This window comes from Xenorhabdus budapestensis (genome assembly GCF_017743015.1).
Lineage (GTDB): Bacteria > Pseudomonadota > Gammaproteobacteria > Enterobacterales > Enterobacteriaceae > Xenorhabdus > Xenorhabdus budapestensis.
In genome coordinates this window covers 1588564-1608589 of record NZ_CP072455.1, presented here as the reverse complement: position 1 = coordinate 1608589, position 20026 = coordinate 1588564, and the positions used below count along the sequence as shown (strand labels likewise).

The 20026-nt window shown below is 44.9% G+C and carries 9 protein-coding genes; 1 reads left to right on the top strand and 8 read right to left on the bottom strand.

Going from position 1 to position 20026, the window contains the following annotated elements:
- Positions 1 to 85 precede the first annotated feature (85 nt).
- The 8 genes from HGO23_RS07600 to yfcD form a co-directional block, all read right to left on the bottom strand.
- Positions 86 to 883 carry an amidohydrolase gene (locus HGO23_RS07600; protein WP_099136455.1) on the bottom strand — a complete coding sequence of 266 codons (798 nt, stop codon included), beginning with the start codon at positions 881 to 883 and terminating at the stop codon, positions 86 to 88.
- A gap of 63 nt (positions 884 to 946) precedes the next feature.
- Positions 947 to 2179, bottom strand: a complete 1233-nt coding sequence (locus tag HGO23_RS07595; RefSeq protein WP_099136454.1) for an SDR family oxidoreductase — start codon at positions 2177 to 2179, stop codon at positions 947 to 949.
- 112 nt (positions 2180 to 2291) lie between these two features.
- Complete coding sequence (locus HGO23_RS07590) at positions 2292 to 3059, bottom strand: SDR family NAD(P)-dependent oxidoreductase (protein ID WP_099136453.1); 768 nt, start codon at positions 3057 to 3059, stop codon at positions 2292 to 2294.
- Positions 3056 to 6091 (bottom strand): PfaD family polyunsaturated fatty acid/polyketide biosynthesis protein, encoded by a 3036-nt coding sequence (locus tag HGO23_RS07585; RefSeq protein ID WP_209028461.1) that lies wholly within the window; start codon positions 6089 to 6091, stop codon positions 3056 to 3058. Before HGO23_RS07585 ends, HGO23_RS07590 begins: the two co-directional genes overlap by 4 nt.
- Positions 6088 to 10563 (bottom strand): polyketide synthase family protein, encoded by a 4476-nt coding sequence (locus tag HGO23_RS07580; RefSeq protein WP_209028460.1) that lies wholly within the window; start codon positions 10561 to 10563, stop codon positions 6088 to 6090. Before HGO23_RS07580 ends, HGO23_RS07585 begins: the two co-directional genes overlap by 4 nt.
- A gap of 203 nt (positions 10564 to 10766) precedes the next feature.
- The gene (locus HGO23_RS07575; protein ID WP_209028459.1) at positions 10767 to 16838 is read right to left on the bottom strand and encodes a type I polyketide synthase; all 6072 of its coding nucleotides are present in this window, start codon (positions 16836 to 16838) and stop codon (positions 10767 to 10769) included.
- Between the two features lie 194 nt (positions 16839 to 17032).
- Positions 17033 to 18040: a DUF6347 domain-containing protein gene (locus tag HGO23_RS07570; protein WP_209028458.1), complete on the bottom strand. Its 1008-nt coding sequence runs from the start codon at positions 18038 to 18040 to the stop codon at positions 17033 to 17035.
- Positions 18041 to 18512: 472 nt separating this feature from the next.
- Positions 18513 to 19034, bottom strand: a complete 522-nt coding sequence (gene yfcD / locus HGO23_RS07565) for an NUDIX hydrolase YfcD (RefSeq protein WP_099136448.1) — start codon at positions 19032 to 19034, stop codon at positions 18513 to 18515.
- Positions 19035 to 19232: 198 nt separating this feature from the next.
- On the opposite strand from yfcD, the gene HGO23_RS07560 reads away from it, so the two are divergent.
- Complete coding sequence (locus HGO23_RS07560) at positions 19233 to 19847, top strand: glutathione binding-like protein (RefSeq protein WP_099136447.1); 615 nt, start codon at positions 19233 to 19235, stop codon at positions 19845 to 19847.
- Positions 19848 to 20026 lie beyond the last annotated feature (179 nt).

The window sequence follows — 20026 nt, the reverse complement described above, 5'->3', positions numbered from 1 at the left end:
CGTCATGCCAGAAAAGGCATATCCCCTAAATCCATTCTTTCAACACTTATTTCTGCAATTTCCTGCAAAATCTAAATTCGGAACGTCACTCCCTCAAAATGCTTTCTTTTAGAACAAAAGGATCCGCATCTTTCAGGAAAGGGAAGCGTTCTCTGACATCCCGCACATGAGCAAGAGAGATAGTCATGGTGTTTACTGCCTCGTTATCCCGCTCGTGCAGTAAGATTTCACCCAACGGATCGATCAACATGGAATCACCTGTATAGTCGAGTTGATTACCATCCTGCCCCACACGATTGACCCCGATAACATAGCTCTGGTTTTCAATTGCACGAGCCTGCAACAGGGTACACCAGTGCAGAGAGCGTCTGGCAGGCCAACTGGCGATATAAAGCGCTACATCGTAGTGACCATTGATATTGCGTGACCAAATCGGGAAACGCAGGTCATAACAAATAAAAGTGGCAATCTTCCAACCTTTGAAATCCACAATCAGCGGGGCATTACCTGCTGTGTATTCATGATCTTCCTGAGCGAAAGAGAAGAGGTGTTTTTTGTCATAGTGAGCAATGGAACCGTCTGCATTGACCCACAGCAAACGGTTATAGAAATGCTGGTTTTCAGTGATAATCATACTGCCGACAATCGTACACCCCTTCGCGGCTGCCTGCTTTTTCATCCACTGGATACTGGGGCCATCCATCGTTTCAGCAATGGCTTGTGGCTTCATACTGAACCCTGTAGTGAACATTTCCGGCAAAATGATCAGATCACTATCAGTCACTTGCGCAATGTGGCGTTCGATATATTCACGGTTTTTTGTTGCATTTTCCCAAACCAAATCGGTTTGAATCATCGTTACCTTAAGATTCTGAGCAGTCATTGCAAACTCCGTTTCAATATATGTTTTGTATATATTTTGTTATTTATTTTTTATCAACATTCATTACAGGTCAGCATCAAACAGATGTTCCAGATAACCACTCTGTGCCGACATTTTGCGGATTTCGCCCTTTTCTCCCTGCTGTTGAGGAGGCGGAATGAAATCGGATTCAATTAAATAGTTGAAATAACGGAAAAGCAGTGTTTTATCTGATGGTGGGCATTGAATACCGCTGCCACTGAGTAAATCCATTGTCATCTCTGTGGCATATTTGGCTTTTTCATTCATTTCTATGCCGCTATGAGCGAGTGCCAATATGTCAGTAAAAACTGAACGGTAAGGTTTCCCATTGAGATACAAACAGTTTTGTGCCAACGCTTCCATGTAGTCATCGTTGTCAACGGTTTCAATGTGATAACCGAATTCCCTCAGGAAGAAAACAATATCGTTGAAAGTGATTGGGTCGGGAGCCGTCAGATGAAGGGTTTTTCCATTAAATTTTTCGATATCTAAAATGGCATACAATGCTGCTTTCGCGACATAATCCACCGGAGAAATATCAAAATCTTCCTGTGAATTGAACGTGAGCCCGGTCTCCACCAATGCCCTGATCATTTCATAATAAATGCCTTTGACTTTAGTTTGCCGCAATGGGTAGCTGCCATCGGTACTATCGCCCCAAATATTGCCCGGACGCACAATGACCCACTTAAGACCTTTTTCCCCCGCACGATGGACAGCCTGTTCCGATTCAAATTTGGTACGTTCATAATCCATGTCATCAAATCTCTGCCCCACATCAAGATCCGTTTCATGCAGGACAAAACCGTCACTATATAGATGTTCTCCCGCTACACTAAAGCTGGAGGTATAAAGCATCGGTATATTGCCCTGTAGGCAGAATTCAATGATATTCTGTGTTCCCAACACATTAACAGGCGCAAGCCGGCCATAAGATGCCACTAAACTGGTCCAGGCAGCACAATGGATCACTCTGTCAATTTTGCCGGTTAATTCTGCGTAAAGCTCTGCTGTCAGCCCAAGATCTGTTTTCGTAATATCACCCAATACAGGAATAATACGGTGAAGCTGGTCTCGACTCCGTTTTTCCTGATCGTAGGTGAACAAAAAATCTGCCAAACGCGCCAGTGCCTGTGAATTATTTTCAGCTCTTATTAGGCAATATACACTGGCATCAGTTGTAGTCAGTACTTCAAGTAAGACCCTGCCCCCCATGACACCTGTTGCGCCGGTAACTAAGATGTTTTTGGTATCTTTTTTGGTATGGTTGAGCATGTTTATCCCCTACACCTAATGATTAAATGTGTTACTTGCTGTTTTTTCATACCTGTTATCTTTCAGGTAGCAGCTTTACTGGCTGCCCCCTGAGATCTATCGGTATACGCTCTTATATGGTGCCAACACGCATTCCACCATCCAGTGAGATCACTGCGGTATTGAGATAATTGGTTTTACAACTCGCCAAAAATCTCACAACTTCAGCCACATCATCTGATGTTCCCCAACGCCCAACAGGCACAATCGAACGCACAATCTTATCTTCTGCCGCAGATTCCATCGGACCAGAACTGACGAACTGCTCCAGCATGTCAGTTTTGCAAATCCCCGGAGCAACGGCGGTGACACTGATATTCAACGGTCCCAGCTCACGCCCCCACGATTCTGTAGCAGAAATTAATCCCGCTTTTGATGCGCCATAAGCAGCACTTCCCGCCGCTCCCCAAATGCCAGCAACGGAAGCGATATTGATAATGCGCCCATATTTCTGCTGCGCCATATGGCGAACAAAAATCGTTGTACAGTTGAAAGCACCGACCAGATTGACATCGATCACTTTGACGGACTCCGGCAACCCTCTGCCCGACAGACAGAAAGCCCGGTGGATAATGCCTGCATTGTTCACCAGAACGGTGATCGTCTTGCCTAATGTTTCCGTGATCTGTTGCTCCGCCCGTTCGACGGAAGCAATATCAGTCACATCCATTTCAAAAATTGCCAGGGATTCAGGGTGCCCGAGGCGCTCCTGAAGGAGCGCCAGTTTTTGTATGCTGATATCCGTTGCGGCCACCAGATAACCAATATCCAACAGTGTTTTGGTGATCGTGGTGCCGAATCCCCCTGCCGCGCCGGTTACAACAGCAATTTGCCGACTCATCCAACCAGCCCTTCTTTAAATGTGATATCAATCACCTTGCGGGCATTTTCCATTGCATCGAAGATCCGCTCTTCGAAGAAACGTACATCATCCTGTGACATCAACAGGTTAGGGTACATGCGGGACAACGGAGAGAACTGGATACCATAGCGTTTGGAAATTTCACGAATGATGATGTCGCAGAATTTAACCTTATCGCTGTAACCTTCAGAAGAGTTGACTGGCGTGTCCTGAGAGTGATAAACCAGTGCGGTCGGCATTCCCTGTACAACCAGTGGCAGGTCAACAGCTTCTGCGGCTTTCACAAAGACATTGGAAATCTGGCGCATAACGTCACCCATGCGTTCATAACAGCCGGGATCTTCCTCAATCAATCTGAAAGTTGTCTGGATAGCAGCCAGCCCAAGCGGATAACCATTGAAAGTTCCTGCATGGATGACTTTCCCACGGGTGTACAGATTCATAATGTCACGGCGACCGGCAATAGCGGAGATTGGTATAGCACCACCGCCCAATGCTTTACCGAAAGTTGCCAGATGAGGGGTTACACCCAGTATTTTCTGTGCGCCTCCCAGTCCCAAACGAACACCGGTGATGATTTCGTCGAAAATCAGCACAATGTTATATTTCTCACACAGTGCCTTGGTTTTCTCCAGATAACCTTCAACAGGGAAAATACCCCCGCCGTTAATGCAAAGCGGCTCCATCAGAACAGCAGCGATTTCATTGTGGTAACGCTCTACGGTGGCAGTTAATATATCGATGTCATTCCACGGCAGCATAAAAGACTGATCGGTAATGACTTTAGGATCACGCCCCAATGTATCTAACAAGTCCCCTTTGAACTGCTCTGGCACCGGGTAAGTCAGATCCTGCTTCTTGCGCCAGCCCATAATATTGTCAGCATTGCCATGATAGTGACCGTGGAAACGAATAAAACGGTTTTTGCCAGTAAAGGCACGGGCAAGACGCAGCGCGTTTTGTACCGCTTCTGTTCCGCTCAGGCAAAAACGGACCATTTCAGCACAAGGGATGTGTTTGACCATCGTTTCACAAACACCGACTTCCAAATCACAGGTGTCAACGGAAGTCACTTTATTCATGTATTCGATCAACGAACTGTTGTAAGCCTCATTATGATGCCCAACCAGTAATGCCCCAAATTTGCAGAACAGATCCAGATGTTCATTACCATCCAAATCCCACACACGGGATCTTTCCCCACGATTAAACGGGATCACCAACGGACGTTCAGGATCACCAAAGTTATAGTGTGACCCGCCGGGCATCAGATCCCAGCATTTTTTATAAAAGCCTTTTGAATTGTCCAAACATAATTTTGTTGAAGCATCCATAGATTCTTTACTCCTCACCTTTGATTCTTGCTCATATTTTTGGTCGGGTTGTTCGTGATCGGATTGTTTTTGATCAGATAGCTCGTGATTAAGCAATACATGCCGTTTCACTTGTTCAGGTACAACAACATTGAATAATTCGAGTAATGCTATACGGGTCAGATAGGCCGCCCCATTCATCAATAGTTTCGCGATATCACTAACATGTCTGTTTTCAACCGCTTCAAATGGAGTGCCTTTCAGCCATTCGTTCATGGCACCCATGGCCGCGCCACACCAGATTTGGTAATCCATATTGCGTACAGGATCACCAGTAATCGCCCAACGGGACGATTGACCGAGATACCACTGGAAGACCAGCGCCATTTTTTTCTTCGGCTGTTTTTCTGCTTTGGTAATGGTGTCGGGTTGGTTGAGGGTATGGAAATAGTGGATAGTTTCCTGCCAGATGTCTGACAGTGGTTTATGAAACACCTGTTTTTCCAGCAGGGTAATTTCTTGTTCAGGTATGTCATCCAGGCTGTCGTATTGTTTATATAGGTTGTACAGTTTCTGTGCCCGCACAGCGTACATACTCCCCTGTTTCAACACCTGTACTTTGGCACCCAGTTCAAACATATCCGCTGACGGAGCAGTGGCAACATCGTTGATCCGGGCTTGTGCCAGCATTTTTTTCACCGCATCAGATGTTCCCGCTTCCACACAGCTCTGGTTGATTGAACCAGTGACAACATAAGCGGCTCCCAGTGCAAAAGCCGCCAGAATGGCATGAGGTGTTCCCAAACCACCCGCAGCGCCAATCCGTACTTGGTAGCGATTATGGGCGCCGTTTTGGGTTTCATCTGCGATTTCATCCCGTAACTGCACAATGGAACGGAAAATACAGGCCAATACACCTTGATCGGTATGTCCGCCGGAATCGCCTTCTACGGTGATGTCATCTGCCATTGAGCCTTGTCGTGCCAGCTCTGCCTGTTCCGGGGTGATAAGCCCGTCTGTCAGTAATTTTTGTAGCATGTTTTCGGGAGCCGGACGCAGGAAGTGTTGTGCCACTTCCCGACGGGAAACTTTGGCAATCAGGCGGTGGTGACGCAGGATTGTGCCATCAGGCTGTTGGGTCAGACCACTGACACGGTAATAGACCAGCGCCGGGCTGAGATTGATATAGGCCGATGCTTCAATTACCCGCACCTGATTTTCTATACACAGACGCACGCAAGCCATTTCCCATTCAGGATTGCCGGGGTTGTGCAGCAAATTGACTCCGAATGGCCCTTCCGGCAATGCCTGCCGGATACGTGCAATTGCTTCTGCGATCCGCTGGATACGTAAGCCACCGGAACCAAAGATCCCCAGAATGCGCTGTTTGCCTAACGCGATAACCATCTCTTCCGAGTGGATACCGTTAGCCATCGCACCGGCATAATAGGCGTAATCCACGCCATAATCCGCCATGAAGCCGGCATCTCCTAAACTGCCTGCCGTTATTGCCGGCAGGCTACCCAGAACGGAAGCCTTTTCTGCCACCGGCTCATCTGCTGATAATAGTGAAACGGATGTGCCGGATTTTATAACCCGCAGTTCGGCAGCCAAATCTTGCAAATGGGAGAGGCTTTCCATCAACAGATGTGCTTTTGGCTGGTGACCCGATAAATTGACAGATAAGTGCTGATTCATTTTGTGGCGTCCTGTTCCAATTCTGCTACACCTGCTCCGGTCATTTGCTGGGGCTGACGACGGACATACCGCACTCCCATGTTGTCACTTATCCCCACCACACTGCCGCGGTATAAAGTTTCTGCAATGAAAAACAGGGTGACAGATTCCAGTTTGTCGTTTATGTCCGTATAGCGGGCTTCAATGGACTTACAGGTCAACCGGTATTGCAGCACATTCCGCTCACATTGCACTTCACCACGGAATTTGGCATTGGTTGTATGATCGGTCAGCGTCTGTACTTCCAGATCAGGCAGGGAATTTAATCCAAGATAGAATAGGTAGAATTTCATCAATTGTTCCGAACCTTCCACCAGCAGGGTTCCCGGCATAACAGGATCATTTTTGAAATGCGCCTTAAATGCCCAGTGTTCAGGATCGATATCAAACTCACCCACTATCTGCCCCAGACCAAACATTCCCCCCATTGTGTCAACGCTGAGGATCCTACTTAACATACGGGTATCAGGTGTACACAGATTTTTGCCATAGATACGACCATATTGGGAACCGAAACAGGCCGTCAGATCACCATTCATCACGTAGGTGATGTCCTGCTCGGTGAATGTTGTCCGGCCACAATGCAGCAGTTCCTTATGTAAGAATTCGGCATATGACGGCTCATGTTGTGATTGTTTGTTTTTTGATAACAGCGTGAACGGTTTTGCCGCTCCGGCTGGTTTGGCTCTGGTAAAATAAGCTCTGGTATCAAATTCCCCCGCTTTCTCAATTTCTTTACGGCTAAAGAAACCGGAAGCCGCTACCAGTCTGAATACCAGACGTTCCCCCACGTAGCAAAGGTATTCATAATTCGCCAGAAAACGGCCACCTATCCGTATAACTGAGGTGATATTGACACGTCCGCGCAATACTTCGCCTGCCTTTGGCATTTCGCTGTAAATTGTCGTGCTGCAATCCACTGCCCGGTAGCAAAGCTCTCCTTTGAACATCATGTCACAGCCTATAACTGTAAACGCCACGATCATCGCATGAGATGACTCCAGCGCGACAAAGGAAGGAACATGATCATTCACGACATACCACGCATCTTCGGGAATATCGTACTCCCATTCAATGTAGCAGGGCTCCAGTTTGTCTTTTACAGCAGAAAGCGCCGTAATGCGGGAAACAAACATAAACGGTGGCGATGGCATACGGGTACGTATCGGATAGCTGTCCACTTCCGCATAATCAGGCCCCAGAATCTTCTCCACGCTGCCGTCGGTCAATTCCAGTAATTGTTGTTCGTCAAAAATTACCGGCAAAGTTATCTCTGATTTTTTCGGCATAACCGATTTGGGCATAACCTTTGTAACAACAGGTTGGATAACTGGCATGGGTTGCGAATTTATTGACGGTGTACCCGGCATTTCTACCAAATGCTGTTTTATCAATTGATAAAATGTCTGTTCCAATTGCAGATAACGCAGTTGGGTATTGGCATTGCGGATGAAATGGTTAACTTCCATCGACAGTGGCATTTTCTGCGCTGTTTCTGCCTTGCTTAGTTCTGCCTTGTTTGTCTCATTTGACGGTACAGCAGCCGCAGCCAACGCTGCGAAACGATCCACGGTCTGGGCGTTGAGAATGAATTCCTCTACTGTTTTTTCTCTCGCAGTATAAACTGTCACTTTCAGGCTGGGCTGATCTGACGCCGGTAGCCTGGTTGGACGTGCACGTTTTCCGTTCTGGGGTTCACTTAAAATCACATGATTGTAGGAGCGGTCGATACCCAAGTGACTGATTGCAGCACGACGAGGGGCTTTGAACGGCGCTGGCCACGCCTGAGTTTGTACTGGTAAGTGGAATTTTCCCTCTGCATAATATGCCAACTCCTGACGATGAGGGTAATCCGGCAATACCGGTAAGTATCGTTGTGTCAGTTGCAGGGCCGATTTAATAATGCCGAACAGGCCAGCAGATACATACAGATGCCCGTAATTGGCTTTCAGAGTGCCGATAGCCGTCGTTGGTTGCCCGTCTGTCGCACCATAGACCCGCCCCAACGCAGACAATTCAGTTGCAATCTCTCCAGATTTGCCGCCCGCATACAACTCAACATAACCGACCTGATCTGCGCTACAACCGGCTGCGGTCAAGCTTGATTGCGCGGCTGCCACAATGGCATCTTCATTTACTGTGAAATCAAGGGAGTGATCAGGCAAATAGCAAGTACCAATCCCATCCAACACGGCATAAATCGGTGTATTGTCACTAATGGCATCCTGCTCGCGTTTGAGAACAATCACTCCGCCACCATCCCCGACTATCTGATTTCCGTGCTCAGACTGGTGATCCCACAACACATTTTCCAGAGTGCCGCCGAAACTGGTACAGGCAACTATCACTGCATCCACATGTTGTCTGGTCAGCATAAACTGAGCCAGTTCCAGTGCTTTAAACGGAGAGTTTTCTTCACCATAAAGCGTAAATGCCGGGCCATTTAGTTTCAAATGTGCCGCCAAACGGCTCGCCACAATATTACCAATCCCCCCGGTAATACCTTCGGGATAAGGTTTCGGGAACAGGCTATCTTTTACGATCTCCTGCAAAGCAAGGGTATCTTCTGCCGACAATTGAATACCTTGACTACTCAGGCTCTGTTTCAATTGCCAGCTAATTTCATTACGTATCTGATAACGCAGACAGCTATAGTCGATACCTCCCGCCACAATTACGGCAATATTACGCTTACTGCCATCCAATCGATAACCGGCATCAAGAAATGCACGTTCCGCGATAGGCAACAGGAACAGATGACAACTTAAGTGTGCTCCGACAACATTCGGTGGCAATTTGAATTTCTTACAGTCAAATTCAAATGTTTCGATATAGGAGCCTAAAGGTGGCTGACTCACTCCACGCATTGCCAACACATCAGAGCGTTCCTCCATGCCAATCCAACGGGTTTTCGGCAGTGGATAAAAGTGCTGAGTGCCTTGCTGTAATACCTGATCCAGCGTCTGGTTATCCTCAGTTTTCGCCATATGTACGCCAATACCGACAATGGCCAGTGGATCAATTTTCTGCGTTTCTTCTGACTGGAATGATACACAGGCAGCCCGTCGTTCAGGGGTATCCTCACTGACAACCATATGCCCGTTGACACCACCGAAACCAAAGGCATTAATCCCGGCGCGTTTAGGGCGCTGACTTTCGGGCCAGGGCCTGGCTTTCCGCACAATATAATCGATATTGAGCTTCCCTTGGGGTGTTGAAACCAGTTGATTGACCCGTGGCGTGGCAGGGATCAGGTTATGCTGCATAGCTAATAAGACTTTCAGCAGACTCCCCATACCTGACGCAGTGAGCATGTGACCATTAATAGCTTTATTAGCACCAATTAATGGAATTTTTCCCTGTCCATCAAGATTATGTTCACCAAAAAAGGTTTCAATAGTCGATAGCTCGATTTGATCCCCGATATTAGTGCCGGTTGCATGACACTCAATGTAATCGATGTTCCGCGAACTATTCCGATAAGCACGTTCCAATGCAACATTTTGTCCTTGCTGATCGGGTACTAACAAATGCTTAGTACCCGCATCGTTGGACAAGCCAATAGATTCAACTATGCCATAGATTTTATCGTTATCACGGACAGCATCGGCATAACGCTTGATAGCAACGACGCCAACACCTTCACCGGCTTTTACGCCTTTGGATGCTTTGTCAAAAGGAATAGACTCACCCTTTTCAGGGAAAACCTGCAAAATATTAAATCCGTGGTCGATATAGATATGGTCTACATGGCAAATTGACCCAACCAGCATCATGTCTGCCTTGTGGCTGAGAAGATAACCAGCGCCCAGTTTGATGGCATACAACGCTGACGCACATGCAGCATCAAGGCAATAACGGGGACCTGCCAGTCCAAGTGCCAATGCCGCAATTGTGGCATTGTACCCGCCGGTTATTAAATTCTGGTCAGAATGATTATCTTGTGGCCAGAATTGATTAAATTGAAAATCCGGTCGCCCAATTAATTTTTGAATATAGGGTTGTAATATTTTGTGATAGAACGGACTCATTAATTTTTTAGTTGAATGAGTCGGCATACCGATACTACCGAGAATTAGTCCTGTTTTTTGCAATACATTTTTATGCTGGCGATAGCCACTGTCGTTTAATGCCTGATCTGCTGCATAGATTGTCCATTTAAATAGATCATCCAGTGTATTTAATTCTTCTTCCGGCAAGTTATATCCTTTGCCATCAAAATGAAAATCACGAACGTGACCATTATTGACATAATTAATGGTGTCAGGTGTACCGGCAACCGGAGAATAATAACAGGCCGGATCAACCCCCAATTCCAGAGCCGATAAAGGTGTGGAACAATCCTTTTCGTGTAACAGGTTATCCCAATATTTTTCAGGGGTATCTGCTCCGGGAAATAAACACCCGACCCCAATAATTGCAATATGTTCCATAAAGGAGAGACTCCTTAATATGATAGCGTTCCCCTGAGCGAATATTTTCACTCAGGTATATTAGCAACCTGAATTTTATTATTTATAACTCATGATTATTTTTCGTTATTCAGCATAATTCTTTCACTATTTAATTTATTCATTATTTAATGACTCCATTATTTAATGGAGTCATTCTTTTGTGATTTTTATACTTTCACTTTTCAAATTGCAGCGTTATTGATTACATTACGTAATTTATTAGGTATCGTTTTTTTCGGAGCCATATAAGTTTTCCCTCCAATAGTAATTTGACGCGAACGGGGATCACTAAACTCACGTACAAAACGTTTTATTCCCTCGTCAAGCGGAATAATCACCATGTTCTGAGCCTCATAAGCCCGTTTGAGAACATCGCTGACCATACCGCCATCCCACGGCCCCCAATTCACTGAACGGATTATCTGGCTATTTTTGCCACCGAAAGGCAGGTAGGCAAATTTGTTCAGCGTCTCGTTTGCCAGTGAATAATCGGTTTGCCCCGCGTTACCAAAGAAGCCGGAAACTGATGAAAACAACATGATGTGGCGCAGAGATGTGTAATCCAACCCACGACATACGTTTTCAAGCCCTTTGACTTTGGCATTAAACACCGAATGTAAATCCGCCAGCGTTTTCTTTTCGATCCGCTTATCCGCCAGATTTCCGGCACCATGAATTAAGCCTGTTATTGGCCCAAACTGCTGCCGGGCTTGCTCCAATACCCTCTTCACCTGTTCCTGAACAGTGATATCGCAATGCAGATATATAACACGCGCCCCTGCTTGCCTGATCGCCTGTAATGTGGCGTTGATTTCGTCAATATGGATAAGGCGGCTCAACATACTATTGACCTTAACCGGTGTCGGCTGAATCCCTTGTCCTTGCAGATGGGCAATAGCTGCCGTTTTGCGTTCAGCCAAGGTTGTTTTGCCTACAGACCATTCCGGCAACGGTGTAGTCATATCGGTACGTCCGAGCAGAATAAAAGCCGCCTGACTCTGTTTTGCCAGTTCAATAACACAGTGTGCTGTAATACCACGGGCTCCCCCTGTCACAACTAGTACATCATGGGGACTGACCTGCATGGCTGATGCCGCTGATAATACTTTTTCTTCCTTCAGCGCCAATGTCATGCGTTCACCATTTACACTGCGTCCAATTTCTGCCACATCAGTCCGGCTATCCTGAAGCTCTTCTATCACTACCTTTGCCACGTCGCTGTCTTTCATTCTGGCATCAATGTCTACGGTGCGGCAGAAGACATTCCCCCATTCAATATTCAGCGATTTGGTCAATCCAGTGATGCCCGCAGAAACAATCGGTAAGTATTCACGCCCGGAAGTCAGCAGTTCACCATCCCCCCGCATAATTACCATGAAGTATCCCGGCAGTTTCCCGTCACGGGTAAGGCTGCCTTGCAGGCGTTTTGCCAACAGGAAAGTGGTTTCAACTGAGCGGTAATCCTGCTCATTGAATACATCAGCCAATGCCTTAACCCCCTGTTTCAGAGCCTGCAAATAGATGACTCCTTCAATAGTGCCATGTTGCTGTTCAATATTTTCCAATACAGCATCCAGCACAGACTCGTCACCCATTGCGGCCTGATTTTGCTTCAGTGACAGAACGACCACTTGCTGTCCCCGCTGTTCCAGTACTTCCACGATGTTCTCTACAACCGTCTTATCTGCGACCAGGTTATCCACACTGGTTGTTCCCTCTTCCACCACCAGCCAGCGTTTGGGGGATGAAAAAACATCCTGCAAACAATCCGGCATTGGCAGAGGTTGTTTCACCACCGCAAAACGGGAAACGGGCGAATCTGCAAAGAGCTTTTCTTCATCTTCTTTATTTAGTGCAATATTATGATTCAGTTCAGGCTGAACCGCAGAGGACACCATCCGTTGCGATTCAGCTAGCGGCTTTTTTACGTTGTAGCCCTCAGATGAAGCCGTTGTCGAGGTGACAAATCCCAATGACCGCAATTTGTCGGATGCCCCTCCACTGCTTTCCGCAACAACAACTTGCTCTTTTTCATGGTGTTCTACAGGTGGCTGTACCTGTTCTGGCTCAGATCCGAGCCCCTTGTTATACAAGGCACTCACTGCTTCATCGATCATGTGCTTGAAGAAGTCACTCATCTTAGCAATAGTGCTCAACGAATCGACTTCGAAGTTTTCCATATCTTTATTTCTTGCTGTCTCACTATAAAGCCCCATGTTCGCAGAGAATGCATCAAACATCGCCCCGAAGATTTCCAGCCGCTTAATGGAGTCAATACCCAGATCCGCCTCCAGATCCATCTCTGAGCTGATCATATCCTGCGGATAACCGGTTCTTTCACTGACAATGTTGATCAATTGGCTGATGATGCTTTCTTCAGTGATCCGCTCAAGATGTTTAATCAGTTTTTCTACTTCAGGATCAAGTACTTTCGCCTGCAATTTGACGACCGCTTTTTCCGGTTCTGGCTCAAGCTTAATCGGTTCGTTAGCCGATTCAGAAGAAACCATTGATACCACTGACGTAACCGGAACTTCCTCAGTCTTAGGTATTTCTGGCATTTCTGGCATTTCTGGCATTTCTGGCATTTCTGGCATCATTGGGCGCACTGCCTCAATTTTTTCCACCATTTCTACTGGCTGTATGTTAGATACAGGGGCAGAAATAGATTCAGCAGGTTTTACCGGGGCAGAATATTCGACAACAGATTGAGTCAGACGGCTAACCGATGCCATAACAGGTGCTGCCTGCCCGGACTGGAACAGGCTCTGTTGCGTCATAAAATAGCGTTCATGATTGGTATGGTATAATTCGAGGTTTTTGTCCAACAATTGAACACTTTGACTCAAACTGGAGAGCATCGTTGGCAGGTTCTGGTGATCTTTGCAACTTTCCAGCAAACTGTATTGTTTCTCCAGTAACATACTCAACAACTGGATGTACTCTTTTTGATTCGTCTGAAATTGCTGGTGTAGTTGACTCATTACCTGTTGAGCCTGCAACAGTCCATTTAATGTTTCAGCATTTTGGCTTTCGCTCAATTTATTATTCTGTTCCATGGGGTTATCTCGTCGTTGAATAATTGTCAGAACGTTCTGTTGGAAAAATTCGGCTGAAACAGGTTGCTTGTGTTCAATCACCTTTTCAGTCTTCTTTTCAATCTTACTTTCAATCTCGTTTTCAATGTAACTTTCAACGGCATCTTCGATGTTATCGACGACTCCGCTTTCAACTTCATGCTCAGGGTGACTTTCAATTTCTGCCGATACTGCCTTTTCTGGCTGTGGTAATGATCCCGCGATAAACCGCTCAACAACAGCATGATCACCATCACGCAAGGCATGTTGACGCCGAGCTTTATTTTTCTCGGATAAGAAGAAACCGCCGCTTAGTCTGAATGTCAGACGTTTACCTTTGTCTTCTTCCACTGGCTTGATGCGGACATGCTGGTTTATATCCCACAGCCTGACACCTTCTGCCAGTAATTTGGCCTGAGCACGGGCTAACTGTAATCTCTCTTCCCCTTTATCACTGGGGTTGGTTGAAATCACGGTATGCTCCCGGTTTTTCAAAATATCAGATACTAATTTGCCTAAGACACCTTTCGGCCCGAACTCAACAAATAAGCGCCCTCCCTGCTGGTAAATTGCCTCTATGGTCTGACGGAACTTAACTGGTTTTATCAGTTGTTCTGCCAACAATTCCCGAATTACTCGTGGTGAATTGTCATAGGGTTCTGCTGTTGCACTAGAGAATAATTTGCACTCTGGTGGCTGGAAATGGATATCAGTCAGGCACTCACGGTAAGGCTGATAGGCCGGCTGAATAAATTTCGTATGGAAAGCGGCAGAGACAGGCAAAATACGGCAATGAATATTCTGTTTTTTCAACTCATCATATAGCTGATTAATCTGGTCAGTTTCTCCTCCAAAAACCACCTGCTGTTCAGAGTTATCATTAGCAATGACAATACCTGTATAACGTTGCAGAATTTCTTCACGTTGTGCATGGGTCAAAGAAGCTGCCAGCATCGCACCAGCATCCGAATCAGTACTACAGAGCTGGCTAGCTGATGCAGCGGCCCATCCCCTTGCCAGAGAAACGCGGTGGAAATCTTTCTCGGAAAGTACTCCCGCAGCCCAGAGAGCTGTGACTTCACCATAACTATGACCCGCGACAAAATCAGGTCTGAAGCCCATATTTTTTAATATATTGAAATAACCCGCACTGATTGCCCCTAATGCAGGCTGGGCATTAGCAGTGTCTGTCAGCCGTTGCTGCTGTTTTGTATGTTCTTCTTCTGAAAAGGCAGGTACGGGATAAATAACAGGGGACAATTCATGACCTGACTGACTGATAGCGACATCATCCAGTGCTTCCAGTGATTGACGCATTTCAGGATAGTCATTGGCAATATCCCGCGCCATATTGACATACTGCGAACCCTGACCGGGGAACAGAGCAACAACCTTGCCATCCAGTGCTTTTCCTTTAGGCTGATAATAGATCCCGCGGGGATGTTCCCAACCGTTGGTGCTATTTTGCTGTAACTGGCTTTGTTGTAACTGATTAACAGCGATAGAAAGCAATTCCGCTGTTTGTGCTACAGATTGAGAAACGAACACAACTCTGGCCTGATGCGACTGTAAGTTTTCAATGTCTTGTTGCTCAAGATGCCGACGAATGGCATTTTCCGGTAAATCGCCAGTGAAGCGGGATAAAGCTGCCTCACACAGTGAAAGCAAGTCCGCGGGATTTTCACCTTTAAACAACATGATCCAAGGTGATTCATTCAACCGATAACGGCCGTGTGTCTGTTTTTCATACTCTTCCAGAATAGCGTGGAAGTTAGTACCACCAAAACCAAAGGCACTTAATGCCGCCCGGCGTGGTGCATTGCTGAATGAACGTAGCCACGGTCTGGCTTCACTGTTGACGTAGAAAGGGCTGTTTTCTGACATCAACAGATCGGTAGGCTTCTTCACATTAATAGTTGGTGGCAATACCTTATGGTGTAACGCCAATGCAACTTTGATCATAGAAGCAGCGCCGGCTGCACAACGGGTATGTCCAATCTGGGATTTGATACTACCAATCGCCACTGATTTCGGCGGGATCTGAAACTCGCCAAACACAGCATGCAGACTCTTAAGTTCTGTATCATCACCTGATGCTGTCCCTGTACCGTGTGCTTCAACCAGCTGAATATCACCCGGCACAATCCCCGCACAAGCATAGGCTCGTTTCAGTGCTTTTACCTGCCCTTCCAGACGGGGTGCAAAAATACTTTTAGCACGGCCATCACTGGAGGCTTCGACAGATTTTATGATTGCATAGATCCTATCACCATCCAGTTCAGCATCTTCAAGACGCTTCAAAACCAACATACCCACACCATCCCCCAACATCATGCCATCAGCATTCTGATCGAAGGGGCGGGATACATTATTTCGCGATAATGCAGGGGTTTTGCTGAAACACAGGAAAGAAAAAATAGAGTTTTCCAGATTGACACCACCTGTTAAGACCGCATCACAGCTACCGGAATGTAACTCACCAATTGCGGCTTTGATTGCAGCAAGGCTGCTGGCACAGGCAGCATCCACCATATAAGATGTGCCACCAAGGTCAAAATAACTGGCAATTCTGCCGCAGGCAACATTGCCCAAAAACCCCGGGAAGCTGTCTTCATTCCACTCAAGATACATTCCGTGCGCGCGTTCAATAATATCGCTTGCCACTTCTTCGGAAAGACCTGACTTCATCATGATTTCGCGCAAGTAAGGAGTCTGCTGACGGGCAGACAGCGAGAATGATGTATTACCATTACCGCCTCCCCCCAAAATTACACCAATACGCTCACGATCAACTTTACTGTTTTTCTGATCCAGCAAACCGGCATCCTGCATCGCCTGCTTGGCAACATACAGAGCAAATAACTGGGTTGTACTGAGCGAATCGAGAATCGCGGGCGGAATCTTGAACTCCACAGGGTCAAAATCAATGGCAGGCACAAAACCAGCACGATGACCATAAGTTTTATCGGCGGCTGTTGGGTCTGGATGGTAAAAGTGTTCTTTTTTCCAATATTCTTCCTTTGACATCTCAGTGATATCGATCAGTGAATCCTTTTTGCCTATAATATTTTCCCAGAAATTATATAAATTCGGTGCATCCGGGAAATGAGTTGCCATCCCAACGATCGCAATATCCCCACTAATTTTCCTATCATGCAAAAAATACGTCTTGGACATACATTCCTCGCGTTTTGAACAAAACAGTCTCGTATCCAGCACATATTTAATGCACTGCATTGAGTGTTTTCACTGTCATTCACTGTCATCCGCTGTCAGGAACATCATTATTAACCATTAAATATGCTTTCGAAATCTATTCGAATACACGTAAATCAAGGTAGATTAGTAAGATATTCTGACAAGAATGTTACTTATATTTTTTTGGATAAAACTTTTGCTCTCCCTCTCAATAACCCGGCTATTGAACCTGCCACAGCGGATGTGGCTCCAACCACAGTTTCAATAACTGTTATTTGTATTGGAGAAAGATGATCTATAGATAAAAAATGCGTCACGATAAAGATTAATGCTATGACACATGCACTAAAAGCATGAATTAAAAAATACATTGAGCTTTCATCAAGCTTATCATCTTTTTCAAAGCGTAATAAATTTGCTTCGATATCAAGGATAGTTTGTTTCTGTGTCACATAAGCTATCCATAAAGAAATAATATAGGATGTTCCTCCTGCACTAAAAGCCACTACTGAAACGGTAATTACCTCTGTAAAATTACCACTTTCTTCTCGAAAATAACCATATGCTAGTAAGCCTGCAATCGCACCGGAAATAATTGCCCAAGGTAAAAAATAATTAAATATTATATGTGCGTCACTGTCTTCTTTTCTTACCTCAACTTTTTTAGTAGAAAATAGTTTCCCGTATAATTCAACAGCGTAATACTTAAGTTTGGATACAATAAAACAACTTGAAAACACTACCAATAAAAAACTTATAATTAATGCTAACCAAATGTTTAATTGTAATGAAAGTGAAGTATTCTGTAATAAAAAATAAAAAGGAAGTAGTAATATAATATAAAACATTAAAGCATAAAGGATAATTAGCCCCCATAATCGATAATGACTTCCACGCCCACTCATCAGAACACTTGCTTCTCCAACTTTATTTAACAAAGCGCGATGAGTGTATTTATCAGAATGAGCTTTGACATTATCATAAATAATTTCAAAAGAAACTGTAATGATAGAAATCAGTGGATAAATAATAAGGTAAACACCTACTGAAGGCGGCTCTCCCCATATACCACAGAGAAAAAAGTAGATCCCACCAATAATAGTAATATCAATAAAAGCACGCACAACAGCATTGGAGAAATCAGCCATTGTCAGACCTTGTTTGAGGTTTAATGCAACCATGACACTCCCCTTGTAAATCTGACTTACTATAAATAATTATCACTGATACTTTTTATCTTTCAAGTTAACTATTTATCGGCTATTTCTATTTTTTCCGCTCTAATTGTAACTTGAAATCTATTGAGTGTATTTATTATTTTCTGTGTTATAAATTTTATAATTCTTACCACTATAAATATATGCGACTGACATTTTCCGTAATAGCGTCTTTGTATACATCTAATTGACTATAGTTTCAATTTAAAAAAATTGGCTCAATTCAAGAAAAAAAGCCAATTAATCATTTAAAAACAAATAATTAATACAACTTTACCTATATTAAAAGATTAATTATTGAGTGGTATATAAAAAAAGTAATATACATCCTATGAATTTCAAATTGCAGTCAATAAAGCAGCAATTTGAAAGACAAAAGCATAAAAGGCTCTTCAGAATGAGGAGCCTGTAAACGTTATCTTTTCAATTACGGATCTCAGCTAACATCTTTTTTGTTGCGATCCAACCATAAAGAAAGCGCCTTCAAAGAGTCAGGTGTAAATTCATCGCAACGAGCAGTAATTTCTCCAGGTGACAGCCAGTAAACCGCGAAAACTTCTTCTTCCTGTAACGCGAATGGCCCGTGGCTGACACAACTGAATAACCCTCCCCATGTACGACAGATATCTTCCTCATAATAGAAAAGCCCATGCTCCGCAAAAGGAACTCCGGCAATTCCCAACTCTTCTTCGGCTTCACGGCGGGCAGATTCAAGCATACTTTCCCCCAGCATCACCACACCACCAGCAGTTGCATCCAATTTACCTGGGTAAAAATCTTTTGTTTCTGTGCGATGCTGAACCAGTATTTTCCCCATCCCATCATGTACAACAATGTAAGTTGCCCGATGCCTCAAGTTTTGGCTACGCATTTGCTGGCGAGTTGCCTGTGCGATGACTTCATTCTCTTCATTAACGATATCAACCCACTCAATATTTACTGATTTCTCTTGAGTCATCCTAGAACCTTTACGAAATAATCTATGAATCTAACTCTTGCTGTGTGGCGGCCTCTCTATACCCTTCGTCTTGATACAAGCACCTAACAATCCACTCACACAGCTATAGAGGATCGATGGCATTTTACAGACAAACAAAATCAATGCTAATGTAATAAATCTAACATTTATCCTAACATTATTATTACTAGAGGTTATATGATAGATCTATACTACGCTCCTACGCCTAACGGCTATAAAATTTCACTGTTCCTTGAAGAAACCGGTCTCCCTTATACCATTCATCCAATCAATATCGGTACTGATGAACAATTTACCCCGGAATTTTTAGCCATCTCACCCAATAACAAGATCCCCGCAATTGTCGATCATGAGCCTGCTGATGGAGGGGAACCCATATCTATCTTCGAATCAGGCGCTATCTTGCTCTATCTGGCAGGAAAAACCGGGAAATTTCTGAGCCAGAATGAACGGGAACGCATTCAACAGCAACAATGGCTATTCTGGCAAGTGGCGGGATTCGGCCCGATGCTTGGACAAAACCACCATTTCAATCGTTATGCCCCAGAAGTCGTACCCTATGCGATAAACCGCTATGTGACAGAAACTCAGCGTTTATACAAGGTACTGAATACCCAATTGGAAAAAACACCGTATCTTGGCGGCAATGAATACAGTATTGCTGATATTGCCACCTATCCGTGGGCGCTGTGTTATGAATATCAAAAAATTAATTTGCAGGATTACCCTGCTGTTGAAAAATGGCTCGAAAACATCAGTCAACGGCCAGCAACAAAGGCAGCATACAAATAATGATGGAAGCTCGTTTAGCAACGAAACTTTTCACTAAAACTTGATATTGATAACAGATAACAGCATATTTCGCTGCTGTATAAGCCATCCCTTGCTATAGTCAATCAATGATTATACCGATGGATTTCAAGTTGCAGCCAACAGAGCTGTAACTTGAAAGACGAGAGTATATCCACTTT

Excerpts from the sequence above, each read along its gene's own strand:
- HGO23_RS07600 (WP_099136455.1), bottom strand. The coding sequence starts at position 883 with ATGACTGCTCAGAATCTTAAGGTAACGATGATTCAAACCGATTTGGTT.
- HGO23_RS07595 (WP_099136454.1), bottom strand. The coding sequence starts at position 2,179 with ATGCTCAACCATACCAAAAAAGATACCAAAAACATCTTAGTTACCGGC.
- HGO23_RS07590 (WP_099136453.1), bottom strand. The coding sequence starts at position 3,059 with ATGAGTCGGCAAATTGCTGTTGTAACCGGCGCGGCAGGGGGATTCGGC.
- HGO23_RS07585 (WP_209028461.1), bottom strand. The coding sequence starts at position 6,091 with ATGAATCAGCACTTATCTGTCAATTTATCGGGTCACCAGCCAAAAGCA.
- HGO23_RS07580 (WP_209028460.1), bottom strand. The coding sequence starts at position 10,563 with ATGGAACATATTGCAATTATTGGGGTCGGGTGTTTATTTCCCGGAGCA.
- HGO23_RS07575 (WP_209028459.1), bottom strand. The coding sequence starts at position 16,838 with ATGTCCAAGACGTATTTTTTGCATGATAGGAAAATTAGTGGGGATATT.
- HGO23_RS07570 (WP_209028458.1), bottom strand. The coding sequence starts at position 18,040 with ATGGTTGCATTAAACCTCAAACAAGGTCTGACAATGGCTGATTTCTCC.
- yfcD (WP_099136448.1), bottom strand. The coding sequence starts at position 19,034 with ATGACTCAAGAGAAATCAGTAAATATTGAGTGGGTTGATATCGTTAAT.
- HGO23_RS07560 (WP_099136447.1), top strand. The coding sequence starts at position 19,233 with ATGATAGATCTATACTACGCTCCTACGCCTAACGGCTATAAAATTTCA.